The sequence below is a fragment of the Nakamurella aerolata genome (genome assembly GCF_013002705.1).
GTDB classification, from domain to species: Bacteria; Actinomycetota; Actinomycetes; order Mycobacteriales; family Nakamurellaceae; genus Nakamurella; species Nakamurella aerolata.
This window is the reverse complement of the sequence record NZ_JABEND010000012.1, coordinates 1-26,277: the sequence shown is the minus strand read 5'-3', so window position 1 is coordinate 26,277 and position 26,277 is coordinate 1. Positions and strand designations below refer to the sequence as shown.

The following is a 26,277-nucleotide window of genomic DNA, read 5'->3' as shown; positions in this document are numbered from 1 at the left end:
CCGTGGCGCCGCTGATCGTGTTGGTCGGCCCGCCAGGCGCCGGGAAGTCAACGGTGGGCAGGGCGCTGGCGGCCGCGCTGCAGCGCCCGTTCCGCGACGTGGACGACGACATCGAAGCCGTTGCGGGACAGAGCATCTCCGACATCTTCACCGGGCAGGGCGAGGACCACTTTCGTGGCCTTGAGCGGCGAGCGGTGGCCGCTGCCTTGACCGAACACGACGGTGTGCTTGCCCTCGGCGGCGGCGCTGTCCTCGCCGATTCCACCAGGGAGCTGCTGCGTGGACACCAGGTCGCGTTCCTGTCGGTATCGATGCCGGTCGGGGTGCAACGCACCGGCCTTGCCAGCAACCGGCCGCTGCTGGCCGGGGTGAACCCGCGCGCCGACTACCGCCGGTTGTTGCAGGCCAGACTGCCGCTGTACCAGGAGGTTGCGACCGTCACGGTCGACACCGACAGTGCCGGCCCGGACGAGCTCGCCGCCGAGCTGGCGCGTTGGCTGGCGTCGGCGGCGGCGCCCACGGCAGCCGGCCAGGCCGGTGGCCGGGTGGACGGCGCAGACCGCCCGCCCGTCGATCGTCCGGAATCGGAGCCGAGCCGATGACCATCCCGTCAGCCGAGTCCGGAGCGCAGCAACCGGCTTCGGTCGGTTCGGCAGCCGACTGCCGCGCACGCATCGAGGTGCGCAGCATTCCCGGCTACCCGGTGACGATCGGGCGGTTCCTGCCCGACGCCATCGTCGCGGCCGTCGCCGACGCCGGTGCCGGCACCGTTGCCATCGTGCATCCGGCGCCGCTGGCCCGGATGGCCGAGTCGGTCAAGGCCCTGCTGGAATCCGGCGGCAGCAACGTCCACCTGGTGCAGGTGCCGGACGGTGAGGACGCCAAATCCCTTGGGGTGCTTGCCTTTCTGTGGGACGTGTTCGGGCAGATCGGCCTGGACCGCACCGATCTGGTGATCGGGTTGGGTGGCGGCAGCAGCACCGATCTCGCCGGATTTGCCGCTGCCACCTGGTTGCGCGGGGTACGGGTGCTGCAGTTGCCCACCACCCTGCTCGCGATGGTGGACGCGGCGGTCGGCGGCAAGACCGGGATCAACAGCGGCGCCGGCAAGAACATGGTCGGCTCCTTCCACGAGCCGGTGGCGGTGATCGGCGACCTGGCGGCGCTGGACACCTTGCCGGAACCGGAGCTGGTCGCCGGCCTTGCCGAGATCATCAAATGCGGATTCATCGCCGACCCGCAGATCCTGACGCTGATCGAGCGCGCGCTGACCGATCCAGGGCTCGGCCTCGACGCCGTGCTCGACCCGGCTGGGCCGCTACTGGCGGAACTGGTGCAGCGCGCCGTGCGGGTCAAAGCCGAGGTGGTCGCCGCCGACCTGAAAGAGGCGTCTTTGCGGGAGATTCTGAACTACGGGCACACCTTTGGCCACGCGATCGAGAAACGTGAGCAGTACCGGTGGCGGCACGGCGAGGCGATCAGCGTCGGCATGGTGTTCGCCGCAGCGCTCGCGGCGCAGGCCGGCCGGCTCGACCCTGAGGTGGTGAACCGCACCCGCCGGCTGCTCGCCGCTGTCGGCCTGCCGACCAGCTATCCCGCCACCGAGCAAGCCAGGGCCGAGCTGATCGAGCTGATGGGTTCGGACAAGAAAACCCGTTCCGGTGTCTTGCGTTTCGTGATCCTGACCGACCGGCCCGACATCGACTCGTCCGCTCCTGCGGGGCGCGGGACGGGCCCGCTGCGCACCGAGCGGTTGGCCGGGCCGTCGGAGGCGGCGCTGGCCGCCGCGTTCGACGCGATCGACTCCGATACCGAAAACCCCGCGGCTGGTCGTCATCCTGACGGCAGCACCGCCGGCGCAGAAAGGCCGTCGTCGTGACCGAATCCTCGGACTCCCTTGACCCGCGGCAGCCGGATGCCCGAACCGAGCCGGAGTCGAGCGGCGGGCCATCCGCCGCCGAATCGCGGGCGCTGCAGGGGATGGAGGCCGAGCTCACCGCCGACATCGAGGCGATGCCAAAGGTGTTGGTGCTCAACGGAGTCAACCTGGGCCGGCTCGGCGCGCGGGAACCCAACGTGTACGGCAACCTGAGCCACGCCGAGCTTGCCGACCAGCTGGTCGCGACCGGACTCACCCTTGGTCTGAACGTGCAGGTGCGGCAGACCGACGACGAGGCCGAGCTGGTGCGCTGGCTGCACGAAGCCGCCGACGGTGAGCTACCGGTGGTGCTCAACCCGGCAGCCTGGAGCCACTACTCGATCGCCATTCGTGATGCCGCCGCACAACGCACCGCCGACCTGGTCGAGGTGCACCTGTCCAACATCCACGCGCGCGAGGAGTTCCGCCACCACTCGGTGATCTCTGCCGTCGCGTCCGGGGTGATCGCCGGGCTGGGGCCGCTGGGCTATGAGCTGGCGCTGCGGTTCGTCGCGGCGCGTCGACCCGGCTGACCCGCTCACCCCGAGACCCGCTGCCGGGTAACAAACCTTGTGCCGCCCGGCGGGCGGTGGCACGCTGCGAGGATGAGCAGCGACAGCGAGTGCCAGCGGCAGGCAACAGCGGGGCCCGACTGGTGGCGGTTGCCGGCCGGTCCCGGCGCGTTCTATTCGCCTGCCGAACGCGTTCGCGCCGCCGGCACCGGCGAACTGGCCGGTGCCGCGTTGGCCGGCGACCTTGCCGGCGGAGTCGACACAGCGGTAGCCGCGCCGTCGGTTGACGTCGACCTGCGCCGGGTCGGTACCGCGCTTGGTGTGTCCGATCCGCATGCTGCGGCCGGCACGGAGCTCGGCACGATCGCCGAGGCTGCCGGGCGACACGGATTGTCGGCTGAACCCGTTGGCCTGCAAGCCATGCGCATCGCTGTCGAAAGCGTTGAACCCGCCGCGTTGGTCCCGTTCTGGACCTCGGTCGCCGGGTACGTGCCGGCCGAACGGCGCGCCGGCGGCGCGGGGTTCGGCGACCGGCGGTTCGATGCGACCGGCGAGACGGTGCTGGCCGACCCGCTCCGCCGCTGCCCGCCGATCGCGGTGCGCCGCACCGACAAACAGCGGCCGTTGCGGCAGCGCATCCATATCGACATCAGCCGGCCCGGCGGCTGGAGCGCCGACGGCGACGCGGCGAGCCGCGCCGGTGGGCGTTATCTCGGCGGTCCCTTCGGCGTGCTGTTCGCCGACGCCGACGGCAACGAGGTCGATGTGGTGCCCGCCGGCCCGGTCGGCACCGACGAAGCCGCAGCGGATTGGTGGGCGATGTTCACGGCAGCGGTGGGATACCGCGTCAGCGGCCCGGCGCGGGCGGCCGAGTTCGCCGGGCTGGTCAGTGACCTCGCGGCCGACTCCATGGCTTTGCGGGTGGATCTGCGGCCTGGCGTCGTGGTGGTCGACACCGGCAAGGACAACTGGGAGATCGATGGGCGGTTCGCCGCGCTGGCGGAACAGGTGCAGGGCGCCGCGCACTCACTGGGATTGTCACCCGATCCGTCCGGGCTGCGCTTCCTGCAACTCGGCGTCGACGCCGTGGACATCCCGCTGGTGCGGGAGTTCTGGCGGACCGCGCTCGACTACCGCAACGACCCGCGCGCGGGTGTCACCGACATCATCGACCCGCGCGGGTTCGGTCCGCCGATCATGTTCCAGCACCTCGAACCGGCCGATACCGCCCGCCGCGAACAACCGAACCGCACGCACGTCGAACTGTTCGTCCCGGAAACCGTTGCGGCGGAACGAGTCCGCGCCGCCACGGCCACCGGCGGGCAGATCGTGAGCGCGCCGGGCGAGCCCACCCGTGGGCGCCGCCAGAACGGACCGGATGCACGTGTCGATACCGGTGCGACAGGGCGGTATCAGACCTGGCGACTGCTCGACCCCGAGGGCAACGAGTTGGTGATCTGCGGCTGCCCGCCGGTGAGCTGAGGCAGCTCAGGCGGGTCAGCTGAGCCCGCTCAGGCCGGTGACCGGCCGAACGCCACCAACATGTGCCACAGCTGTTTCACCTGTTGTCGCAACGGGTCTCGATCCGCGGCCGGCTCTCGGGCGAGCGCTCCGATGCTCGCCGCAGTGATCGGGGCACCGTACTCCCGCGCGGTTCGGTAAGCGAGCTCGATCACCTCAGGACCGCGAAAGTCGTCCGGTACCAGCGCAAGGTCGTCGGTGCCGAGCGCAAAGCCCGGATGGCGGGTCAGCTGCAACCCATGGCGTTCCGCGGCGTCGGCAAGGGCTTTCCCAGTCTCCGTCTTGTCGAACGAGGGATCGATCACCAACTGAGCCACGTCGGAGTCCAGCGCCACCGGGCCGTGCACCTGCGTCTCGATGTACTCGTCAAGCGCGCGACCCACCGGCTGCCCGCGCAGTCGATCGTCGTTCGCCGGCGGCCGAATGATCTGGTCGATGACAACGTCGATACCGCCGGGCAGGTTGAGCGCGTCGCCCGCCAATGCCCGCTCCAGCAGACCGGCGAGCACTCCGACCGGCTGGTCCACCGTTCCCAAGTCCGCCGCGGCTGAGTCGGTGGCGCGATGGGAGTCGCCTACCAGGAAAGTGCAGCGAGACAGCACCGACGGATCCAGCACCAGATAGCACGACCCGAATCGAGGGCAGGCCCCATCGGCATGGGCGGCGACGTCGAGCCCGCCGTAGCGCGGCCGCAGCCCGGGCGGGAGCGTGGCCGACTCGGCACCGAACAAGCGTCGCTCCCACGATTCCCGCACCCCGCCGGCGAACGCGGTGAGGCTGCCTGCGCTGACACCCGTGCGGTACTGGTTGTGATAGATCCCGTTGTCCCGCAGCGACTCCGCCGCGGTTTGCCCATCGCTCGCTCGGCGGTCCGGATGAAAGTTGATGGTGACCCGATGCTGCATCAGCCCTGCGGCCAACGCAGCCGTGCTACTGCGGACATCTGCACCGGCGCTGCCGGAACCGGCGTTGACAGGGGAGCCAGACCGGCCCGCCGAGAGCGCGAGTCGGCAGCGCAACTCGTCCCGCTCGCGGCGTTGCCGGGCGGCGATGCGCACCTGCAGCAGCGCAGCTGGTTCCCTGTGCGGCGGTCGCTGCATTGCTCCAGTGTCGCAGCGGCCGCATGGGGTTTTCGGCCCGCCTGCGATCGCACAGGTTCCGGCACGTCGCACACCCCAGGACGGCTGGAAGGTGTGCGACGTGCTGAACGGTGCGCGACGGGGCACAAAGGCGTGCGAGAGGAGGGACTCGCTTCAGAGCCAGGCAGCAGGCTCGCCGAACTTCGCGCCGAAGACGAACTGCGACAATGGCTTTCGGGTGCGCGGCAGGCGCTCGCGCGCGGCGATGGTCGGTTCGATCTGCTCGACGGTCTCGGCCGGCAGCTGCTTGCCGACGGCAATGGCGGTGGTCACCTGCCAGTGCGGCGGCACCGCGAACGCCTCGGCCACCGCGTCGTGGTCGAACCCGGCGAACTGGTGCGTCGCCAGGCCCATGGCCATGGCCTGCACCGTCAGGTGCGCGGCGGCCTGGCCGAGGTCGTAGGAGCTGTAGTCGGAGTACAGCACCTCGTTGGTCTCGTCGCTCGCGGTCTGGTGCAGCGTGACGATCAGCGCACTGGCGCGCGGCGCCCAGAAGGCGTTGCCGCGCGACAGGTGCCGGACGAACTCGGAGTGAGTGGCGTCCCCGCGGCGCCCGACGACAAAAGCCCACGGCTGACTGTTGCCCGCCGACGGCGACCAGCGGGCGGCCTCGAGCAGGGTGGTCAGCTGGGCGTCGTCCAGGGTGTGCTCCGGGTCGAAAACCCTGGTACTCCAGCGGTCGTGCAGCAGATCGACCAGCTGCGGTCCGTCATTTCCCGGTGCGCGTTCCCAAGCCACCAGCTCATCCTGCCAACCGCGGCGCGGCAGCGAACGACCGGTGGGTGCTGGCCCTGCCGTCGCTGAGGTTCGTAAGCTGAGCACCATGCCGACCTGGGTGTGGATCCTGATCGCCGTCATCGCCGTGGTGCTGGTGAGCGGGCTGCTGGCGGTGCGTTCGGTGCGCGGCACGGTCGACCCCACCCAGGTCACGCTCAGCCCCGACCTGGCCGGCCGGGTACGCGGCCTGGCCGAATCGGGTCAGGTGATCCCGGCGATCAAACTGCTGCGGCAGGAGACCGGCCTCGGTCTCGCGGCTGCCAAGCAGATGGTCGACAAGATGATCGGCACCTCGGTGGCCGCCGGCTCGACGCTCAGCCCCAAGGTCAAACGGCAGGTGCGCGATTACGCCGCCGGTGGGCAACGCGGCAAGGCGATCAACCTGGTGCGCAAGAAGACCGGGCTGGCCGCCGAGCCGGCCGAACAACTGGTCGACAAAGTGGCGGGCGAGCCGGACCTCGGCTAGTCATCGGACCCGCTGTGCCCCGTTATCATTGATGCAGGAAGCGGCGCTGCCGGTCGAGACTCGCCTGCGGTCAACGCTCGGCCCGGCCAACGGCCGGGGCAACGCCGCCCAGTGATCACACCCCCATGGCGGATCGGCTGCCGACGGCAGCGCCGTGGCTCGGCGCAGGCTGCACGCCCGGCACCGTGCCGCCGTCAGGGAAGACCCAGCACGACCAACAGAAAGCGAGATCGAAGTGGCGAGCACTGCCGATTTCAAGAACGGCCTGGTTCTCAAGATCGAAGGCCAGCTGTGGACCATCGTCGAGTTCCAGCACGTGAAACCCGGCAAGGGCCCAGCCTTCGTCCGCACCACGCTGAAGAACGTGCTGTCCGGCAAGGTCGTCGACAAGACCTTCAACGCCGGCGTCAAGGTGGACACCGAGACCGTCGACAAGCGGGACATGACCTACCTCTACAAGGACGGCGCCGACTTCGTTTTCATGGACGGCGACACCTACGACCAGATCCACGTGCCAGGCGCGACCGTCGGCACCGCGGCCAACTTCCTGCTGGAGAACCAGCAGGCCACCGTCGCCCAGAACAACGGCACCGTGCTGTACATCGAGCTGCCCGCCTCGGTGGAACTGACCGTGCAGCACACCGACCCCGGCCTGCAGGGTGATCGCTCCACCGGCGGCACCAAGCCGGCCACCCTGGAAACCGGTGCCGAGATTCAGGTTCCGCTGTTCCTCAACACCGGCGACCGCATCAAGGTGGACACCCGCGACGGTCGCTACCTCGGCCGTGTCTCCGGCTGACCAACCTCGCCGGCATCTGTCCGCACGGTCGAAGGCCCGCAAACGCGCCCTCGACGTGCTGTATGCCGCCGAGGCCCGCGACATCGACCCGCTTGAGCTGCTGGCCGAGCGGGTCGACGCGCCCGAGCTGCCGCCGTTGGGCGACTATGCGGAAAGCCTGATCCGCGGCGTCGCCGGCAACAGCCGTCGGATCGACGAGCTGCTGGCCCAGCACGCCGAGGGCTGGACGGTCGACCGGATGCCCGCGGTGGACAGGGCCATTCTGCGGATCGGCGCCTACGAGCTGCTGTACGCCGACGACGTGCCGCCGGCAGTGGTGGTGAACGAGGCGGTGGAGGCCGCCAAGGATCTGTCCACCGACAACTCCGGCAAGTTCATCAACGGAGTGCTCGGTCAGATCGCGAGCATCGCGCCGCAACTGCGCGGCTGAGCCCGCATCGGGCCGGCATCGGGCCGCCAGCCTCCGCCGCCTCCGCGGCTCCGCAGTCGCTGCGGTGTCAGCGGTTTGCGGAACGTCGGCGGCCACTGCGGATTCGGTGAACTCGGTGGATTCGGTGGGTGCGGGGGATTGGCAGATTCGGGTGGGCGGGTGGCTAGTTGATCTCGGTACCTTCGGGCAGCACACCCCAGTCGACCAGTTGCTCGGCCAGTGCACTTGGCGCGATCCCGTAGATCACCGCAAGTGAGCGCAGGTCCTCCGCCCGGATGGTCAGGGTCTTGCCGGCGAAGTCACCGCGCTGGGTCTGAATGGTCGCGGCGTAGCGGGCCAACGGGCCGGCCTGATACGTCGGCAGTTCAGCGAGCCGCTCCAGGTCGATCACCAATCTGGTGGCCGGTGCTGTCGGCGCATTGCTTGCGACGTCCGGCAGCAGGTCGGTGATCGGCACCGAATAAAACTCCGCAAGCTCGGCCAGTTTGACCACGGTGATGGCCCGGTCGCCGCGCTCGTACGAGCCCACCACCACGGCTTTCCACCTGCCGTCCGACTTTTCCTCGACACCGTGCAGGCTGAGGCCCTGCTGATTTCGGATTGCCCGCAACCGGGCTCCCAGGGCGTGTGCATAGTCCGGCATTGCGGCTCTGTCCTCCTGCTGCGGGCGGGGCGTGCGCGGCTCCCGCCTCGTGACGGCCCGGGGGACCAACCCAGGTTGGTGACCAGTGATTAACGCACCGTGATCGTTGCGTTGCTTTACTCAGCGTAGTCGAACCGTCCGGCTTTGCGCGAGAGCGCTGCCCGAATGAGTTCCTGAAGTGTCGAGTGGTACCGCCGGGTCGCGCAACGCGAACTGCTTCGACGAGGATCGCGCGGTGGCCGCACGGGTCAGCTGCCTGACCGCAGGGCTGTAGGCTGGACGACAGATTTCGGACCATCCTTCAAACCCGTCCAGTGAGGCGGAAAAGGAGAACCGTTGAGCAGCAGCACGCCCGCATCCGGCCGGCCCGCCGACGCCGAGTCCGGCGCCGGTTCACCGGCAACCGGGTCGCCCGCCGGCCAGTCGGACCCAGCGCCCGATGCCACGGTGGCGACCGTTCTTGACGCCGCGGACATCCGGCGCACGGTCGATCGCATTGCTCATCAAATCTTGGAGCGCAACGGCGACACCACCCCGCTGCTGCTCGGCATCCCGACCAGAGGAGTGCTGCTCGCGCAGCGGCTGGCCGAACGGATCGCCACCTTCGCCGGCCGGCCCTGTCCCGTCGGCTCGCTCGACGTCACCCTGTACCGCGACGATCTGCGCGGCAAACCGCCGCGCACGCTGGCCACCACCACACTGCCGGACAGCGGTGTCGACGGCCAGTGCTGTGTGCTGGTGGACGACGTCCTCTATTCGGGGCGCACCGTCCGGGCCGCGCTGGACGCCCTCCGCGATCTTGGCCGCCCCGCCCAGGTGCAGTTGGCCGTGCTGATCGACCGCGGGCACCGGCAGTTGCCGATCCGCGCCGACTACGTCGGCAAGAACATTCCGACGGCGGGATCGGACAGCGTCGCCGTCCGGCTGCGCGACCTCGATCCGCGGGACGCCGTCGAGTTGATCCGCCGATGACCCCGACTGCGACGCCGACCGTTGGGAACTCCGACATGACCGCTGCACCGACCACCGCACGCCACTCAGATGCCGCGGCCGGCTCCGGGTTGCCGCGGCACCTGCTCGACACCAGGACCCTGTCGGCGGACGCGGCCGAGCTGATTCTTGACACCGCAGCGCAGATCGAACAGGCCGGTGCCGGCCGGCAGATCCGCAAGCTGCCGACATTGCGTGGTCGCACCGTCGTCAACCTGTTCTTCGAGGACTCCACCCGCACCCGCAGCTCGTTCGAACTGGCCGGCAAACTGTTGTCCGCGGACGTCATCAACATCTCGGGCAAGGGCTCATCGGTGTCCAAGGGCGAGTCGCTTCGTGACACCGTCGCCACCGTCGATGCGATGGGTGTCGACGCGATCGTCCTGCGGCACAAGGCTTCCGGTGCCGCGGCGCGGGTGGCCGGTTGGGTGGATGCGACGGTGATCAACGCCGGTGACGGCACCCACGAGCACCCAACCCAGGCGCTGCTGGACGCGTACGTGATGCGCCGCCGGCTCGGCACCCTCGCGGGCCGAACGGTGACGATCGTCGGTGACGTGCTGCACTCCCGGGTGGCCAGAAGCAATATCTGGCTGCTCAACACCCTCGGCGCCGACGTCCGGCTGGTTTGCCCGCCGACGCTGGTGCCCGCCGGGGTGGAGAACTGGCCGGTACAACTCGGTCACGACCTCGACCAGGCGCTGGACGGCGCCGATGTCGCCATGATGCTGCGGGTGCAGGCCGAGCGGATGACCTCCGGCTACTTCCCGTCTGCCGCTGAGTACTCGCGGCTGTACGGGCTCAACGAACGCAGGCGCCGGCTACTGCGGCCGGACGGCATCGTGATGCATCCAGGCCCAATGAATCGCGGGATGGAAATTGCCCCGGCCACCGCCGACGCCGCCAACTCGGTGATCCTGGACCAGGTCGCCGCCGGGGTGAACATCAGGATGGCGGTGCTCTACCTGATGGCCGGATCCGGCCCCGCTACCGCCGACGCCCAGCCGTCAGACGCCGCACCGGCTGCTGCCACCGAAACGGAGACCGCGTGACTGACCACCCCGGCACCAACCGGCGCGCCACTACCGGAACCAGTACCGCCGCAGCGGTGCTGATCCGCGGCGCCGCGCCGTACGGCGAAGACGTCACCGACGTGTTGCTGACCGACGGCGTCATCACGCACATCGGTGCCGGCGCCGCCGCGGCCGCCGCCGAGCGGGGCGCCGACGTCACCGAGATCGACGGCGATGGCGCGGTTCTGCTGCCCGGCCTGGTCGACCTGCACGCGCACCTGCGCGAGCCGGGACGGGAGGACGCCGAGACGGTGGCGTCCGGCAGCGCCGCTGCCGCACTCGGCGGCTACACAGCAGTGTTCGCCATGCCGAACACCAGGCCCGTCGCGGACAGCGTTGCCGTGGTAGAGCAGGTGTCGAGGCTCGGACAGGCCGTCGGACTTGTTGACGTGCAACCGATCGGGGCCGTCACCGTCGGCCGGAAGGGCGAACGGCTCGCCGAGCTGGCCGCGATGGCCGACAGCGCGGCAGCGGTGCGGGTCTTCTCCGACGACGGCGATTGCGTTGCCGACCCGCTGCTGATGCGCCGCGCCCTGGAGTACGTGCGACTGTTCGACGGCGTCATCGCCCAGCACGCCCAAGAGCCACGCCTCACCGTTGGTGCCCAGATGCACGAGGGCGCGGTCGCGGCCGATCTCGGGCTCACCGGCTGGCCGGCGGCGGCGGAGGAGTCGATCATCGCCCGCGACTGCCTGCTGGCCGAGCAGACGGGCTCCCGGTTGCATGTGTGCCATCTGTCCACCGCGGGGGCGGCCAGGGTGGTGCGGGAAGCGAAGCAGCGCGGCGTGCGGGTGACGGCCGAGGTCACCCCGCACCACTTGCTGCTGGCCGACGAGCGTGCCCGTGGCTACGACCCGGTGTTCAAGGTGAATCCGCCGCTGCGCACCGACTCCGACATCGCCGCGTTGCGCGGCGCGCTCGCCGACGGAACCATCGACATCGTCGCCACCGACCACGCCCCACATGCGCTGCACGACAAGCAATGTGAGTGGGAGGCAGCGGCACCTGGCATGCTCGGCCTGCAGACCGCGCTGTCCGTGGTGATCGCCACCATGGTGCAGCCGGGGCTGCTGGACTGGCGCGGGGTGGCCGCCGCCATGAGCGAACGTCCGGCGCGGATCGGCGCGTTGGCCGGCCACGGAAGGCCGATCGCGGTCGGCGAACCTGGCAACGTGACGCTGGTCGATCCGGCCGCCAGCTGGACGGTGGACGGCAGCCGGCTGGCCAGCCTTGCCACCAACACGCCGTTCAACGGCATGACGTTGCCCGGCACCGTGCGGGCGACCGTGCTGCGCGGCCGGCCAACCGCGCTGGACGGTGAACTCGTTGCCCCGCAACCCGACTCGAGCCGAGATCGGGCCACCGACAGCTTGTCGAAGGTGACCGCATGAGCGCACAGCAGCAGTCCGAGCACCCGACGCCGGCGGCACTCGTCCTTGAGGACGGTCGGATCCACCGCGGCACGGCATTCGGCGCGGTCGGTGCCGCGTTCGGCGAGGCGGTCTTCTCCACCGGCATGACGGGGTACCAGGAGACGCTGACCGACCCGTCGTACCGGCGGCAGATCGTGGTGGCGACCGCGCCGCAGATCGGTAACACCGGCTGGGTCGGGTCCGACTCCCCGGGCCGGGACGCCATCGCCGGCGACGTGGACACGTTGAACGACAACGAGTCTGGGCGGATCTGGGTGGCCGGCTTCGTGATTCGCGAGCTGTCCCCGCGGCCGTCGAACTGGCGGGCGGCCGGCTCGCTGGCCGACGAGCTCGAGCGTCAGCAGGTGGTCGGGATCGCCGGTGTCGACACCAGGTCGCTGACCCGGCACCTGCGGTCGGCCGGCGTCATGCGGTGCGGCATCTTCTCAGGCCCGGCACTGTCCGACGACGCGGACATGCTCGCCAAGGTGCGCGCCATCGCACCGATGGCGGGCGCCGACCTGGCCAACGAGGTGAGCACCGATCACAGCTACGTCGTTGCGCCGAACGCCGCAGCCGACTTGCCCGGTGCGGAGCCTGGTGCCGGGTCCGGTGCCAACGGTGGACTCACGGCCGGAGCCGAAACATCCGGCAGCGACCGCACTCTCACGGTCGCGGCGCTCGACCTGGGAATCAAGTCCAACACCCCGCGGATGTTCGCCGCCCGTGGCGTGCGCACCCACGTCCTGCCGGCGGACGCCACCATCGACGACGTGCTGGCGCTGGAGGACGGCAGGGGAGTCGACGGGATCTTCCTGTCGAACGGCCCAGGCGACCCGGCCACCGCCGACCCGCAGGTCGAGCTCACCAGGCAAGCCCTGCAGCGAAAGATCCCGTTCTTCGGTATCTGCTTCGGCAACCAGATCCTCGGCAGGGCATTGGGTCTTGGCACCTTCAAGTTGACCTTCGGGCACCGTGGCATCAACCAGCCGGTCAAGGACCACCGCACCGGCCGGGTGCTGATCACCGCGCAGAACCACGGATTCGCGGTGCAGGCGCCCGCGTGTGCCGCGGCCGGTGAGTACTTCGACACCGACTTCGGCCCGGCGCGCATCGCCTTCACCTGTCTGAACGACGACGTGGTGGAGGGGCTGGAATGCGCTGCTGCGCCCGCCTTTTCGGTGCAGTTCCATCCGGAGGCCGCGGCAGGTCCGCACGATGCCGGCTACCTGTTCGACGACTTCATCACGCTGATGCGGGCCCACTCAGCAGCCGCGACCGCCGGCACCGACGCTTCCCAGCCCGACCAACAGAAAGACACCGCAGATGCCACGTCGTGAGGACATCAAGCACGTACTGGTGATCGGCTCAGGGCCGATTGTGATCGGCCAGGCGTGCGAGTTCGACTATTCCGGCACCCAGGCCTGCCGGGTGCTGCGCACCGAGGGCATCAGGGTCTCGCTGATCAACTCCAACCCCGCCACCATCATGACCGACCCGGAGTTCGCCGACGCCACCTATGTCGAGCCGATCACCGTCGACTACGTCGAAAAGGTGCTGGCCGACCAGCAACTCGCCGGGTTTCCGGTGGACGCCTGCCTGGCCACCCTCGGCGGCCAGACCGCGCTGAACACGGCAATCGCGCTGGCCGAACGCGGGGTGCTGGACAAGTACGGCGTCGAGCTGATCGGGGCCGACATCCCGGCGATCCAACGCGGGGAGGACCGCCAGCTCTTCAAGGACATCGTCCGCTCGGTCGGCGGTGACGTGCCGCGCTCGGCGGTGTGCCACTCGATGGACGAGGTGCGCGCCACCGTCGAAGAACTCGGTCTGCCTGTCGTGATCCGCCCGTCGTTCACCATGGGCGGTCTTGGCTCCGGAATGGCTTACACCGCAGCAGATCTCGAACGCATCGCCGGGGCCGGGCTGGCGGCCTCGCCGGTCACCGAAGTACTCATCGAGGAGAGCGTGCTCGGCTGGAAGGAGTACGAGCTCGAGCTGATGCGGGACGGTGCCGACAACGCCGTTGTCGTCTGCTCCATCGAGAACCTCGATCCGATGGGCGTGCACACCGGCGACTCGGTGACCGTTGCCCCGGCGATGACGCTGACCGACCGTGAGTACCAGCGGATGCGCGATCTGGGCTTCGCGATTCTTCGTGAGGTCGGCGTCGCTACCGGCGGTTGCAACATCCAGTTCGCCGTCAATCCTGACGACGGCCGGATGATCGTCATCGAGATGAACCCCAGAGTGTCCCGCAGCTCGGCGCTGGCCTCCAAGGCCACCGGCTTCCCGATCGCCAAGATCGCCGCCAAGCTGGCCATCGGCTACACCCTCGACGAGATCGCCAACGACATCACCACCCTCGGGGGGACAGCCACCACCCTCGGGGGGACACAACTCGAATCCTCCCCGGACACGACGACGGCGACACTGCCCGAGTCCACCCCGGGGTCGGAGAAACACATCACGGCCGCGTTCGAACCAGCGCTGGATTACGTGGTGGTGAAGGTGCCGCGGTTCGCGTTCGAGAAGTTCCCGGGGGCCGACCCGACACTGACCACCACCATGAAGTCGGTGGGCGAGGCGATGGCAATCGGACGGTCGTTCACCGAGGCGTTCGGAAAAGCCTTGCGTTCCATGGAGACCAAGGCGCAGGGTTATCTGGCGGCGCCGGTGCCGGAGGCCGCCGAGCTCGACGACTACGTCGCGGCGCTGGCGGTGCCGCAGGACGGCCGCTGGTACCGGGTGCTGGCCGCACTGCGCGCGGGGGTGTCGGTCGAGCAATTGCACAAGGTCACCGACATCGACCCGTGGTTTCTCGATCAATTGGCCCTGATCGCCGCGCTGGCGGATCGGCTGGCCGCGGCCGACACGGTGGACGACGAGTTGCTGCGCCGGGCGAAGAACGCGGGACTGTCCGACGCCGACCTCGCGCAGCTGCGGCCGGACGACGACCTGCTGAACTCGGCGGCCAAGGTAAGGGCGCGCCGGCACGGCGCCGGCATCCGGCCGGTCTTCCTCACCGTCGACACCTGCGCCGCCGAGTTCGAAGCCCATACGCCGTACCACTATTCGGCGTACGAGACCGACCCGGCCGCCGAGTCCGAGGTGTCGGCGCAGACCGAGCGGCCCAAGGTCATCATTCTCGGTTCCGGCCCCAACCGGATCGGCCAAGGCATCGAGTTCGACTACTCGTGTGTGCACGCCGCGTTGGCACTGCGGGATGCTGGCTTCGAGACGGTAATGGTCAACTGCAACCCGGAGACCGTGTCCACCGACTACGACACCTCCGACCGGTTGTACTTCGAGCCGTTGACCACCGAAGATGTGCTGGAAGTGATTGCCGCAGAACAGCAGTCCGGCACGGTGGCCGGTGTCATCGTGACACTGGGCGGCCAGACCCCGCTGAAGCTGGCGGCCGAGCTGAAGGCGGCCGGCGTGACCGTCCTCGGCACCCAGCCGGAAGCCATCGACCTGGCTGAAGACCGGCAGCGCTTCGGCGACCTGCTGGACCGGAAGGGTCTGCCGGCACCTGACTTCGGTACCGCGACGTCGTTCCAGGGCGCCCGCGACGCGGCGGAGCGGATCGGCTACCCGGTGCTGGTGCGGCCGTCGTACGTACTCGGTGGCCGCGGCATGGAGATTGTCTACGACGAGACCGCCCTCGCCGATTACATTTCCCGGGCCACCGAGATCGCCAGCGACCGCCCGGTACTGGTCGACCGGTTCCTGGACGACGCCCTTGAGATCGACGTCGACGCGCTGTGCGACGGCACCGAGGTGTATCTCGGCGGCGTCATGGAGCACATCGAGGAGGCCGGCGTACATTCCGGAGACTCGGCCTGCGCGCTTCCGCCGATCACCTTGGGACGCAACGACATCGCCACCATTCGCGAGCACACCAAGGCGCTCGCGCTCGGCATCGGCGTGCGCGGGCTGCTCAACGTCCAGTACGCCCTCAAGGACGGCGTGCTGTACGTGCTGGAGGCCAACCCGCGGGCCTCGCGGACGGTGCCGTTCTCGTCCAAGGCCACCGCGGTGCCGCTGGCCAAGGCCGCCGCCAGGATCATGACGGGTGCCACCATCGCCGAGCTCCGTGCCGAGGGGGTGCTAGTTCCCAGCGGCGATGCCGGTGTGCTGCCGGACGACTGGCCGGTCGCCGTGAAAGAGGCGGTACTGCCGTTCCACCGGTTCCGCAGGCCCGACGGCGGCGGCGTCGACTCACTGCTCGGTCCGGAGATGCGCTCCACCGGCGAGGTGATGGGCCTGGCGAAGGCGTTCGGCCCGGCATTCGCGAAATCGCAAACCGGATCGTACGGATCGCTGCCCACTCACGGCACGGTGTTCGTGTCGGTGGCCGACCGGGACAAGATGGCCATCGTGATGCCGGCCAAGCGGCTGGCCGACCTGGGTTTCGAGGTGCTGGCCACCGAAGGCACTGCGGAAGTGCTGCGACGCAACGGTATCGAGGTGGCAACGGTGCGCAAGCACTACGAGTCCACCGACAACATCGTCGAACGCATCAAGGCCGGGCAGGTCGACCTGGTGATCAATACTCCGTACGGCAACGCCGGCCCTCGCATCGACGGTTACGAGATCCGCACCGCCGCGGTGGGTGCCGACATCCCGTGCATCACCACGGTTGCCGGAGCGACCGCCGCGGTGCAGGGCATCGAGGCGGCCATTCGCAGCGACCTGACGGTCAGCCCACTGCAGAGCCTGCATGCGCTGCGCTCCGAGGCGAGCGCACGGGTGGGTACCCCGGCAGCGGCCGACGCCGGTTCGGAACGCTGATTCATGGGCGGCCAGCTGAGACAACGCCTGGTGGACAACGGTTATCGCCGGCTGGCGCGGCCGGCGCTGTTCCGCGCCGGCGGTGGCTCCGCACTCGGGCCGGAGCTGGCCCACGAGCGCTCGCTGCGGGCGCTGGCTGCGGTGTCAGGGAGCCGGACCCTTGCCCGGGCGCTCACCGCGCTGTGTGGCCAACAGCCGGCCGGGGAGGCGCGCACGGTGTTCGGCGTGCGATTCCCGAATCCCGTCGGGGTCGCTGCCGGCCTGGACAAGGACGGACGCGCGCTGAACGCCTGGCCGGCGCTGGGATTCGGCTTCGTGGAGGCGGGTACCGTCACGGCGGTGCCGCAGCCGGGCAACGACAAACCGCGGCTGTTCCGGCTGCCGGCATCGCAAGCCGTCATCAACCGGATGGGCTTCAACAATGCCGGCGCCGAGGCCATCGCCGACCGAGTCGACGCCGCCCGCCGGCGCGGTGAACTGCCGGTGCCGCTTGGCATCTCGATCGGCAAGTCGCGAGTCGCCGACGTGGACAAGGCGATCGGCGACTACCTGACCTCGCTGCGCGCTGTGCACAAGGTGGCCGACTACATCGCCGTCAACGTGTCGTCGCCGAACACCCCTGGCCTGCGCGGGTTGCAGGATGCCGCTGCACTGACCGAGTTGCTGGCGACGTTGATCTCCGAGGCCGACCGGTTGGCCGACCAGCGTCGTGGCCGGCGGCTGCCGATCTGCGTCAAGATCGCCCCCGACCTCACCGACGCGGCGATCGACCAACTGCTGCAAGTCTGCGCGGACCGGGGCGTTGCCGGGGTGATCGCCACCAACACCACGCTGACCCGCGACCGGCTCGCCGCGGAAGATCTGGCAACCGCGCGGCAGCGGGGCGGGCTGTCCGGCGAACCGTTGCGGGCCAGGGCGTTACAGGTGGTTCGCTTCGTCGCGGAGCGGAGCGACCTGCCGGTGATCGGCGTCGGCGGCATCAGCCGGCCGGAGCACGCGCTGGCCATGTTCGACGCCGGAGCCCAGCTGGTGCAGTTGTACACCGGTTTCATCTACCGCGGGCCGGCTCTGGTCGGTGAAATCACCGGCGCGCTGGCGGCCGAACCGCAACGTAGGCAGCGAAATGACACCCGCGAAATGACCGACACGGAATGACCGACACGGAATGACGGGACAAGCATGTCCACGAACATGACGAAGCAACACCGATCGAAGGAATGAGACCGTGACCGTCGACGCGGCAAGCAACCAGCCGACCCCCAGCCCGAACCGGGTCAGCTTCGGCGCTCGGCTGGCCGACGCCGTGCGGCAACGCGGACCGCTGTGTGTCGGCATCGATCCCCACCCACAGTTGTTGCGGGACTGGGATCTTCCGGTCACCGTCGACGGTCTGAAACGCTTCGCGCTCGACGCCGCCGACGGGCTCGGCCCCACCTGCTCTGTGGTCAAACCGCAAAGCGCGTTCTTCGAGGCCTTCGGCAGCGCCGGCATCGCGGTGCTGGAGCAGACCATCGCTCGCTGCTCCGATGCCGGTGCGCTGGTGCTGCTCGACGTCAAACGCGGCGACATCGGCTCAACCATGGATGCCTACGCCAGGGCCTACCTCGCCGGCGGATCACCCTTGGCGGTGGACGCGATCACGGTCTCCGGCTATCTCGGTGTCGGCTCGCTGACACCGGCGCTGGACCTGGCCGAGCGGACCGGCCGCGGGGTCTTCATGCTGGCACTGACATCGAATCCCGAAGGCCCGCAAGTACAACGGGCCATCCCGCCCCGCCCTGGTGGCGGGAACCCGGCTGCCGGAAACCCAGCCGAGAATCCGGCCGACAGTCCGGCCGACGCAGGCCAAGCCGGGATGGAGCGGACGGTTGCCCAACAGGTGATCGACGCCGCGGCCACCCGCAACGCCGGCGACGCACCGATGGGCAGCATCGGCGTGGTGATCGGCGCGACGCTTGACCGGCTCGGGGTGCGCCTCGACGAGCTGAACGGTCCGATCCTGGCACCGGGGTTCGGCGCCCAGGGCGGCACCGTCGACAGCCTGCGGTCGATTTTCGGTGACGCGCTGCGCTGGGTGCTGCCGAGCGCCAGCCGCGAGGTACTTGCCGCCGGCCCCGACCCTGCGGCGTTGGCGGCCGCGGCGCGCCGCCTTGGCGACGACCTTGCCCGCGCCGGAGTCGGTTGGCACTGAGCCGCGGCTTCCAACCGCAGCGGCTGGAACCGGCAAGCTGCCGGTACCCGACCGGCAAAGTACCGGCAGTTCACGAACTTTCGCGACAATCTCGGCGCTGTCGAGCAACCTTTCCGGCGGTGCACCGTCCCTCACGTGCAACGGTCCGGGGGGGGTCCGGGCCGGCACCTCATAGGGGAGGGCGAGACCGTGTCTACTGCACCGTCATTCACCGCATTGTCATCGTCCGCACCGTCATCTGCTGCACCGGCTTCGGGTGCACCGTCGCCCAGCGCAGCGGCACCGCAGTCACCCGGGATTCGGCCCCGGCATGGGCACCAGTCCGCGCACCGCGAGCGCGGCCGGCGCCAACCGCGCTGTCAGCGCGTGGGGACGGCGATGGCGATCGGAGCGGCGGCCGCGGCGCTGACCATCGCCGCCCCCATGGTGGCCACACCGGCCGCTGCCGCCGGCACCGGCGCGGCGACAGCGTCAGCTGGGTCGGCCGGGGCCGCAGGAGCAGCCCCCAGCTGGGGCCGATCCGCGCTCGTCCGGGCCTGCACCGACCCGGCCGTCGCCGCCAAGGCCGACCTCGGAGTCACCCGGGGTTTCATGTCGTGCTCGCGCGGCAGCGCGCGGGTGGTGGTGTTCTTCCGGATCGACGCGCGCGGGCGGGTGATCACCAAAGAGACCAACCTGCGCGGCGAGGTCAACGACATGAGCACCGACGGCAAAGCGCACGACTATCTGGGGTCCCCTTAGCAGCGGAGCAAAACTGGTCCCTTCTGACTGGGCTATCGGCTGGTCAGACTGCCGGTGATCGGAGTGGGCGGTGACCTTCGCGACGGAGCTCGGTCTCGACGTCGAAGGAGTAGGTGCCGTAGAAGTTGATGTGGTCGTGTTGCGCGGGTGTCAGGTGCGCGGCGGCTTCGTCGGTGACCGGGTAGCCGTCCGCGCGCAGGGCGTCGAGCGCATCACCGAGGTAGGTAGTGGTCCACAGCACGGCGGCGTTGGTGACGAGGGTCAGGCAGAGCGCCTGGTCGACCTGGTCGTCGAGGTGCCGTCGCCGGACGTGGCCTTGGTGGGCGAAGAACAGGTCACGGCGCAGCGCGTGCAGGCTCTCGCCTTTGTTGAGCTGGCGCCGGACCCGGCGGCGCAGCTCCTCGTCGGCGACGTAGCGGCACAGGTAGATGGTGCGGACGAGCCGGCCATACTCCTGCAGCGCTCGGGCGAGGGTGTTCTGCCGGCTGCTGGCGTGCAGCTTCGCGATGAGCAGGCTCGCCGTCGTGTGCCCGAACTTCATCGATCCGACCAGGCGGAGCAGGTCATTCCAGTGATCGGCAATCAGCTGGGTTTGGATCGGCTGGGTGAGTAACGCGCCGGCTCGCGGGTATCGGGCGCGCCAGGCCGAGCTGGCGCCGAGTCGGTAGAGCTGCAGGCGGCCGATGTCGCGGATGCGGGGCGAGAACTGCAGGCCGGCGAGGTTGAAGATCGCGAACGTCGCCAGGGTCTGCCCGGCGGTGTCGGTGGTGTGCTCGGCGATGGCGAGGTCGGTGGGGTTGCCGAAGATCTCGTCGAGCACGGCGACGGCCTCGCGCCAGGTGGTCGGGATGACCTTGGTGCCGTAGGTCGAGTGCTGGTCGGAGACGTGGGTGTAGGAGGTGGTGCCCTCGTCGAGGAAGTAGCGCGACAGCGCCCGGGCGGTCAGGCTGCGGCCGCGTTGCGGGAACCGCTGCCCGTCCGAGGATGACAGCGTGCCGCCGCCCCACAGGCGGGCGAGCGGGTGGCGGTGGTGAGCGTTGACGAGGCGAGCGTTCGCCTCGCGCAGGGTGTCTTGGCGCAGGTACCACTGTGACGTCCAGGCCAGGGTTTCTTCGGAGATTCCGGAGGCGTCGGCCATGCCGGCGTAGCCGAGGTTGCAGGCGTAGGCGAGCACGGAGGCGTAGAGGTTGCGGACCAGGTCCGGGTTGCGCGGCTGCGCACCGCCGGCGTGGGTGAACGCCTCGCTGAAGCCGGTGTTGCGGTCGACCTCGATCAGCAGCGCCGGCAGGTGGATCTGCGGCAGCCGTGCGGCAACCGCCTCCGCGAGAGCGTCGGCTTCGGCCGGGACCTGTTCGGCGGGCAGCGGCGACACGATCAGGTCGCCGTCCTCGCCGACGCGGGCCAGGCCCTCGCTGACTGGGTCGGCGAGCACCCGCTCAAGGTCTGCGACGGCGGCGTGCAGTTCGGTCTCCAGCCGCTCCAGCTGTCGTGCCGGATCAGGCGCGGTTCCGGCGACGGTACAGAATTCGTCGCGCTGCGCTGCCCAGGTGTCGGCCGGGATGAGCAGCGTGGTCGGGTCGGTGAAGCGGCGCGACCCCGGCACCCACACGTCGCCGGAACGCAGCCTCGCTTGGACGCCGTAGAGAACGCTCAGTTCCCAGTAGTGCCGGTAGGCGGCGCCGCGGCCCTGTCCGCGGGTCTGCTCGAGATAGCCGCGCCAGCGGGCCGGCACGAACGACGTCGCACTCTCGCTCGTCGCCTCCTCAGGCACGCTCGTGCGGCCGGCGACGTTCAGCTCGCGCAAGGTCTGTACGGCGTCGAGCAGGGCGGCGACGTCGGGGCTGGCGGTGTTGCCGGTCAGCGGCAGCGCCGCGATGACGGCCGGGGTGAAGGTCCGCAGGTACTTGTACCGGGCGGCGAGCAGGTCGAAATGCCCGTGGTCACGCGGCTCCCGCTCACGGGCCGGCCGGCGGGCGGCCTGCAGCCGCGTCATGCCGACCCGCGCGCGGACCAGCCGCCCAGCGTCGGCGTCGGAGACGCCGGGGTCGGCGATGATGTCGAGCACCTCATCGAGCAGCCGGCCGCGGTCGATCTCCACCTTGGCCCGCTCGACGACGCGTTGCGAAAGCTCGTAGCGGGCGCGGGAGTCGGCACCGGCCAGCGCCTGGTCGAGCAGCTGCACCAGCTCGTCGAGGACTTCGACGTAGGTCTCGGCCAGCGTCGCCAGCAAGATCGGATAGCGGCGGTCGACGTCGGCACGTTGCAACGCCTGGTTGGTCGAGCGTCGACCGGTCTCGGCCAGCATCCGTCGCCGCCCAGCCGGAAGCGCGGACAGGTCGAGCCGATCGGCGCCTTGAGCGCGCAAGAACTCCAGCTTGGCGAGCTCTGTCTTGAGGACCTCCGGGGTGGCGGCGGTCGCGCTGCGGCGCAACCACGCCAGCCGAGTCATGCCCAGCTCGTCGTCCACGTCCAGCAGCCCGTCCAACCGGGTCGGACGCGGCGGAGCCAACAACGAGGCCAGCCGGTGGTAGGTCTCGGCACGCGCGCCGTCGCGGGCCGCGGCGACCCGCCGGGACAACGTGTCCACCGATGGGCGGACGATCCGTTCGTTGCGCAGCCAGTCGCAGGCCAGCTGAAGCAGGACGCCGGGTGCGTCGTGCTCCAAAGCGCGGACGAGGAGGAAGGCGTCAAGCTGCTTGCGATCGCCCGCGTCGGAGGTTCGCCACCCCAGCCGGTCCAGGACCAGCGCCCGATGATCGCGTCGGGTCCGGCCCTCCCAGCCGCCGTAGGCCGACAGCAGCCCCGGCACCTCTGCGGCGGCGAGTTGTAGTTGGTCGGCCAGGCGGCTGGACGCGGCCGCAGGGCAGGCGGCCAGATCGTCCGGGATCCAGCCCAGCCACGGCAACGTGCACAGTTGAACCGCGGCGCCGAGGCGGTTCTCGACCCGGACGGTCGCGGTGAGCCAGGCCTTGTCGTCGCTGGTCAGCGTGAAGTAGGTGACGAGGTCATCGTCGGCGATCTCGTCCGGCCAGGTGCTCAGCCGCGCGAGTTCGGCGTCGGACAGGAACCGAACCGGCATGAGGCACGCTATCGACGGCGATCAACACCGGACAAGGGCCAGCAGTGACCGTTGCCCCCGCCCGTATGGGGATCGCCTCCCGGGCCGAGAGCCTTGGTGTCGACAGCCGATATCGGACTCCGATACTGTGGCCGGTGTGCATGAGCTTCAGCGAGCGGCGATCGTTCTGCATGTGCTTCATCACGCCAGTGAGGAGCCGGTCCACGGGGCGTGGATGAGTGAGGAGTTGGCCCGTCACGGGTACTCCCTGTCGCCGGGCACGTTGTACCCCACGCTGCATCGCCTGGAGCGTGACGGGCTCTTGGTGTCGGAGCAGGTCGTCGTGGAGGGCAGGTCGCGGAGGGTGTACCGGGCGACACCTGCCGGGGAAGCGGCACTGCAGGAGGGGCGGCGAGCAGTGCGGGAACTCGCGGGTGAAGTGCTGCCGAAGGACGGCCGGTCATGACCGACGTGTCTGGGAATCTGGTTCGGCGGTTGTCGTTGGGTGACGCGGTGGTGATCGGGCTCGGATCGATGATCGGTGCCGGGATCTTCGCATCGTTCGGACCTGCAGCTGCGGCGGCCGGTGGGGGTCTGCTCATCGGTCTGGTGATCGCGGGGTTCATCGCGTTCTGCAACGCCACGTCATCTGCGCAGCTCGCGGCGCAGTACCCGACCTCGGGTGGGTCGTACGTGTACGGCCGCGAGCGGCTCGGTGCGTGGGCGGGGTTCTTCGCCGGCTGGTCGTTCGTGATCGGCAAGACCGCGAGCTCGGCAGCGATGGCGATCACGTTCGCCACCTATGTCGTCCCGGCCGCGTGGGTGAAACCCACAGCGGTCCTCGCCGTCGCGGCGCTCACAGCAGTGAACGCCTTCGGGATCACCCGCACCGCGTTCCTGACCCGCATCCTGGTCGCGGTGTCACTGCTAGCGCTGACCGCCGTGGTGATCATCGGATCCACCCACACCACGAGCCAAGGTGTTCCCGGGCCCGCGGTGACGGGGTACGGCGTACTGCAGTCGGCCGGTTTTCTGTTCTTCGCCTTCGCCGGCTACGCCCGGGTGGCGACCCTGGGTGAGGAGGTCAAGGACCCGGCCCGAACGATCCCACGCGCGATCACCATCGCGCTGGGCATCACGCTGGCCGTCTACGCCCTGGTGGCCGTTGCCGCACTGCACGCTGTCGGCCCCGCGAGCCTCGCGGCGACCAACGCGCCGCTGAACTCGGTGGCCGCCACAGCCGGAACGTCCTGGACAGTCATCGTGCGGATCGGTGCCGCCACCGCAGCGCTCGGGGCGCTACTGGCCATGATCGCCGGCATCGGCCGCACCAGCCTGGCCATGGCACGCAACAGCGACATCCCGCGCTGGTTCGCCGCCGTGCACCCACGCTTCAGCGTGCCCCACCGCGCCGAGATCACCCTCGGCGTGATCGTCTGCGTACTGGTCACAATCGTGGACCTGCGCGGCGCCATCGGATTCTCCAGCTTCGGTGTGCTGCTGTACTACCTCGTCGCCAACGCCGCCGCGTGGACCCAACACCCCGAGCACCACCGCTACCCCCGGTACCTGCAGATCAGCGGCGCGATCGGATGCCTGATCCTCGTCGCAACCCTCCCGATCGCCTCGATCGTCACCGGCATCCTCGTCCTGGCCCTCGGACTCGGCTACCGAACCATCCGCCTCCGGCTTCACCGCAGCAGCACCAGTTAGGTCGTCGGGGAGATCTCGACGCGACGTTTGAGCTCTTCCAGGTTCCCCGGCATCTCCCTGCGCGCCTCTGGGACGACTACCAGGGGTACCAAGATCTTCCCGATGCCATGTCCTTCGAAGTCGATGCTGATGGTCAGGATCGAGCGCGCGTTGTCCTGGGGTTCGACTGCGACGTCAACGGTTGCGCGGATCGGTCCGTCGATACCCCGGATACGCCAGGTGCGCGGCGGATCGATGTGCACCAGCTCGGAGGTGATGGGGCGATCGGCAAAGCCGATCCTGCGCGTGGTGACGCACTTGGTCCCGATCTCGGGGGAGCTGGGGTTGTCGAGATGTCCGTCCACGACGCCTTTTTGCCATTCGGCGAATCGAGTGGGGTCGGTGGCGTAGGCAAACACCTCGGCTGCGGGGCGTTCGACCTGGATGGTCGCAACGACCGGTGTCATCGCTCGTCGCCAGTGATGACCGCGGAGTAACGGTGGAGGTAGAGCGGCCAGCCGGCGTCGTCGGCGACGCCGGCGCGAACAGACTCCCATCCCGGACCGTGACGGTCGAGATGGCGGTGGTGCAGCTCCACTCTGGTGCGATCCGGGGTTTCGGGGATGAACTGAACCTCCACCTCGCTGCAGAGTGCTGGATCGGTCTCGACCTGCCAGGTCGGGCCGATGTCCCAGCTGAACACCACCCTGTGAGGGGGCTCGTACGCCAGGACCCGGGACCACCGGCACACCGCGCCGTCCACGCCGCGGTCGTACAGGTGCCCGCCGACACGAGGTTCGAACACAGTTTCGGCAATGGGCTCACTGAGCAGGTTGTGCTCGGCCGGCTTGAAGTCGCCGAACCGCTCCGTGAAGACCGCAAACGCCTGCTGTAGCGGGGTATCGACCACCAGCTGCTGGTGGACCTCTGTGGTCGAGGGGACGGTCATGACGGCTCCTGGTCGTTGTCGGATTGTTCGTTCGCGGTGGCGGCGTAGCCGGCGAGCGCTCTACTCCAGAAGGTGTCGAGCTGGTCGCGTAGCGCCGCGACGCCGGCCGGGTTTAAGCGGTAGATCCGCCGGGTGCCCTCGGTCGCATCACTCACCAGCCCGGCATCCTTGAGCACCTTGAGATGCTGCGAGACCGCCGGCCGCGTCACCGGCAGAACCTCCGCCAGCTCACCCACCGCGCAAGGGCTCACCGACAACCGCTCCACGATTGCCAGGCGCGAGCGATCACCCAGCGCCGCCCACACCGCTCCGTTAGTACTCACTAACGGTAAGTGTAGACGCACATAGCGACTGTGCAAGTGCCGTTCCGCAGTCTCATCTGAGGATCCTCGTGCGGGACGCACTTCGGCGTTGCTGCGCGCGTCGCTCGCGAGGTTCGACACGGTAATCGTCTATAGCCGCTCCCCTCGGCGGGCGTACTCTCGCGCCCAGTCGAGGAAGCTGGCGGAGGTGTCGGCGACCGCGCGGGAACGAACCGAGGCAAATCTGTCGAAGCTGTGTTGGGTGTGCGGGAGCTCGACGAACACGACGGGATTTTCGGATGCGCGGCTCAGAGTCGCAGCAACTGCTCGCGAATCGCTGGCGGGGATCGCGGTGTCGTTGGCTCCGTGGATGATCAGCATTGGCGGCGCGTCGGATGCGGCGAGCCTCGTTGGTGAGCTTGACGGGTCGGCGGTACGTGGTCCGAGGTAGCCGTACAACGCGATTACACCGGCAACACTCGTGTCGGTGTCGGCGAACCCGGCCTGGAACTCGGAGACGTTCGGCGTAAGCGCAGCGCTGACCGCCAGATGCGCGCCGGCCGAGCAGCCGACGAGAAATATAGAGGTTGTGTCGGCACCCAACTCTGTGTCGTTTTCCCGGACCCACGCGATCAATCTCTTAGTGTCGATCAGCGGGTTCGGATGCTGCCCGGACCGCCGCAGTCGATAGTTCGCGCTCAGACAGAGCCAATCGTTCTCGGCCATCTGGTTGAGAAGGGTAATGCGGCTCTTCACAGTTGACGGTGTAGTTGGGGTCTGAATCCGCCGGCTTCGAGTAGGGATCTGGCGATGTAGTGGATGAGGTTGCGGAACCCGAGCGCTGACCCGCGTAGGTGCTCGAGCCGG

At 69.3% G+C, this 26,277-nt stretch carries 25 protein-coding genes; 17 read left to right on the top strand and 8 right to left on the bottom strand.

Annotated features, from left to right (window positions below):
• Positions 1-2: 2 nt before the first annotated feature.
• From HKD39_RS16745 to HKD39_RS16730, 4 genes are all read left to right on the top strand, one after another.
• Positions 3-602, top strand: coding sequence for a shikimate kinase (locus tag HKD39_RS16745; protein ID WP_171201021.1), 600 nt, complete (start codon positions 3-5; stop codon positions 600-602).
• A complete protein-coding gene (gene aroB, locus HKD39_RS16740; protein ID WP_171201020.1) occupies positions 599-1,879 on the top strand; it encodes a 3-dehydroquinate synthase in 1,281 nt (426 codons plus the stop codon). The genes HKD39_RS16745 and aroB overlap by 4 nt, the downstream gene beginning before the upstream one ends.
• Before the next feature lie 134 nt (positions 1,880-2,013).
• Positions 2,014-2,451: a type II 3-dehydroquinate dehydratase gene (aroQ, locus tag HKD39_RS16735; protein ID WP_171201082.1), complete on the top strand. Its 438-nt coding sequence runs from the start codon at positions 2,014-2,016 to the stop codon at positions 2,449-2,451.
• Positions 2,452-2,523: 72 nt separating this feature from the next.
• On the top strand, positions 2,524-3,912 hold the full coding sequence (locus HKD39_RS16730; protein WP_171201019.1) for a VOC family protein: 1,389 nt from the start codon (positions 2,524-2,526) through the stop codon (positions 3,910-3,912).
• Between the two features lie 29 nt (positions 3,913-3,941).
• Here the strand turns inward: HKD39_RS16730 and HKD39_RS16725 are convergent, their stop codons facing one another.
• A complete protein-coding gene (locus tag HKD39_RS16725) occupies positions 3,942-5,051 on the bottom strand; it encodes a DUF3626 domain-containing protein (protein ID WP_171201018.1) in 1,110 nt (369 codons plus the stop codon).
• Positions 5,052-5,204: 153 nt separating this feature from the next.
• On the bottom strand, positions 5,205-5,828 hold the full coding sequence (locus HKD39_RS16720) for a nitroreductase family protein (RefSeq protein ID WP_212754678.1): 624 nt from the start codon (positions 5,826-5,828) through the stop codon (positions 5,205-5,207).
• A gap of 85 nt (positions 5,829-5,913) precedes the next feature.
• Here HKD39_RS16720 and HKD39_RS16715 point away from each other — a divergent pair, with 85 nt between their 5' ends.
• The 3 genes from HKD39_RS16715 to nusB all read left to right on the top strand — a co-directional run bounded on the left by HKD39_RS16715 (position 5,914) and on the right by nusB (position 7,562).
• Positions 5,914-6,333, top strand: coding sequence for a hypothetical protein (locus HKD39_RS16715; RefSeq protein WP_171201017.1), 420 nt, complete (start codon positions 5,914-5,916; stop codon positions 6,331-6,333).
• Positions 6,334-6,568: 235 nt separating this feature from the next.
• Positions 6,569-7,132 carry an elongation factor P gene (gene efp, locus HKD39_RS16710; RefSeq protein ID WP_171201016.1) on the top strand — a complete coding sequence of 188 codons (564 nt, stop codon included), beginning with the start codon at positions 6,569-6,571 and terminating at the stop codon, positions 7,130-7,132.
• A gap of 16 nt (positions 7,133-7,148) precedes the next feature.
• Positions 7,149-7,562: a transcription antitermination factor NusB gene (gene nusB, locus HKD39_RS16705; protein WP_171201080.1), complete on the top strand. Its 414-nt coding sequence runs from the start codon at positions 7,149-7,151 to the stop codon at positions 7,560-7,562.
• 163 nt (positions 7,563-7,725) lie between these two features.
• Here the strand turns inward: nusB and bldD are convergent, their stop codons facing one another.
• On the bottom strand, positions 7,726-8,205 hold the full coding sequence (gene bldD / locus HKD39_RS16700; protein ID WP_171201015.1) for a transcriptional regulator BldD: 480 nt from the start codon (positions 8,203-8,205) through the stop codon (positions 7,726-7,728).
• 336 nt (positions 8,206-8,541) lie between these two features.
• Between bldD and pyrR the strand changes: the two genes are divergently transcribed.
• The 8 genes from pyrR to HKD39_RS16660 all read left to right on the top strand — a co-directional run bounded on the left by pyrR (position 8,542) and on the right by HKD39_RS16660 (position 19,409).
• Positions 8,542-9,177: a bifunctional pyr operon transcriptional regulator/uracil phosphoribosyltransferase PyrR gene (gene pyrR, locus HKD39_RS16695; protein ID WP_171201014.1), complete on the top strand. Its 636-nt coding sequence runs from the start codon at positions 8,542-8,544 to the stop codon at positions 9,175-9,177.
• Between the two features lie 35 nt (positions 9,178-9,212).
• A complete protein-coding gene (locus HKD39_RS16690) occupies positions 9,213-10,247 on the top strand; it encodes an aspartate carbamoyltransferase catalytic subunit (protein WP_171201013.1) in 1,035 nt (344 codons plus the stop codon).
• Between the two features lie 56 nt (positions 10,248-10,303).
• Positions 10,304-11,659 (top strand): dihydroorotase, encoded by a 1,356-nt coding sequence (locus tag HKD39_RS16685; protein ID WP_171201079.1) that lies wholly within the window; start codon positions 10,304-10,306, stop codon positions 11,657-11,659.
• Complete coding sequence (gene carA, locus HKD39_RS16680) at positions 11,656-13,020, top strand: glutamine-hydrolyzing carbamoyl-phosphate synthase small subunit (RefSeq protein ID WP_171201012.1); 1,365 nt, start codon at positions 11,656-11,658, stop codon at positions 13,018-13,020. The genes HKD39_RS16685 and carA overlap by 4 nt, the downstream gene beginning before the upstream one ends.
• On the top strand, positions 13,007-16,477 hold the full coding sequence (carB, locus tag HKD39_RS16675) for a carbamoyl-phosphate synthase large subunit (RefSeq protein WP_171201011.1): 3,471 nt from the start codon (positions 13,007-13,009) through the stop codon (positions 16,475-16,477). Before carA ends, carB begins: the two co-directional genes overlap by 14 nt.
• Positions 16,478-16,480: 3 nt before the next feature.
• Positions 16,481-17,632, top strand: a complete 1,152-nt coding sequence (locus tag HKD39_RS16670) for a quinone-dependent dihydroorotate dehydrogenase (RefSeq protein ID WP_171201010.1) — start codon at positions 16,481-16,483, stop codon at positions 17,630-17,632.
• Positions 17,633-17,702: 70 nt separating this feature from the next.
• A complete protein-coding gene (gene pyrF, locus HKD39_RS16665) occupies positions 17,703-18,668 on the top strand; it encodes an orotidine-5'-phosphate decarboxylase (RefSeq protein WP_171201009.1) in 966 nt (321 codons plus the stop codon).
• Between the two features lie 378 nt (positions 18,669-19,046).
• Complete coding sequence (locus tag HKD39_RS16660) at positions 19,047-19,409, top strand: hypothetical protein (RefSeq protein ID WP_171201008.1); 363 nt, start codon at positions 19,047-19,049, stop codon at positions 19,407-19,409.
• A 43-nt stretch (positions 19,410-19,452) separates the two neighbouring features.
• Here the strand turns inward: HKD39_RS16660 and HKD39_RS16655 are convergent, their stop codons facing one another.
• Complete coding sequence (locus HKD39_RS16655; RefSeq protein WP_171201007.1) at positions 19,453-22,488, bottom strand: Tn3 family transposase; 3,036 nt, start codon at positions 22,486-22,488, stop codon at positions 19,453-19,455.
• Between the two features lie 136 nt (positions 22,489-22,624).
• Between HKD39_RS16655 and HKD39_RS20680 the strand changes: the two genes are divergently transcribed.
• Both HKD39_RS20680 and HKD39_RS16645 read left to right on the top strand, forming a co-directional pair.
• Positions 22,625-22,933, top strand: a complete 309-nt coding sequence (locus tag HKD39_RS20680) for an Rv3488 family transcriptional regulator (RefSeq protein WP_171201006.1) — start codon at positions 22,625-22,627, stop codon at positions 22,931-22,933.
• On the top strand, positions 22,930-24,180 hold the full coding sequence (locus HKD39_RS16645; protein ID WP_171201005.1) for an APC family permease: 1,251 nt from the start codon (positions 22,930-22,932) through the stop codon (positions 24,178-24,180). The genes HKD39_RS20680 and HKD39_RS16645 overlap by 4 nt, the downstream gene beginning before the upstream one ends.
• On the opposite strand, the gene HKD39_RS16640 is transcribed toward HKD39_RS16645, so the two are convergent.
• The 4 genes from HKD39_RS16640 to HKD39_RS16625 all read right to left on the bottom strand — a co-directional run bounded on the left by HKD39_RS16640 (position 24,177) and on the right by HKD39_RS16625 (position 26,166).
• The gene (locus tag HKD39_RS16640; RefSeq protein WP_171201004.1) at positions 24,177-24,626 is read right to left on the bottom strand and encodes an SRPBCC family protein; all 450 of its coding nucleotides are present in this window, start codon (positions 24,624-24,626) and stop codon (positions 24,177-24,179) included. The genes HKD39_RS16645 and HKD39_RS16640 overlap by 4 nt on opposite strands.
• Complete coding sequence (locus HKD39_RS16635) at positions 24,623-25,108, bottom strand: SRPBCC family protein (protein WP_171201003.1); 486 nt, start codon at positions 25,106-25,108, stop codon at positions 24,623-24,625. The genes HKD39_RS16640 and HKD39_RS16635 overlap by 4 nt, the downstream gene beginning before the upstream one ends.
• Complete coding sequence (locus HKD39_RS16630) at positions 25,105-25,413, bottom strand: ArsR/SmtB family transcription factor (protein WP_425488468.1); 309 nt, start codon at positions 25,411-25,413, stop codon at positions 25,105-25,107. Before HKD39_RS16630 ends, HKD39_RS16635 begins: the two co-directional genes overlap by 4 nt.
• 147 nt (positions 25,414-25,560) lie before the next feature.
• A complete protein-coding gene (locus HKD39_RS16625) occupies positions 25,561-26,166 on the bottom strand; it encodes an alpha/beta hydrolase fold domain-containing protein (protein WP_171201002.1) in 606 nt (201 codons plus the stop codon).
• Positions 26,167-26,277 lie beyond the last annotated feature (111 nt).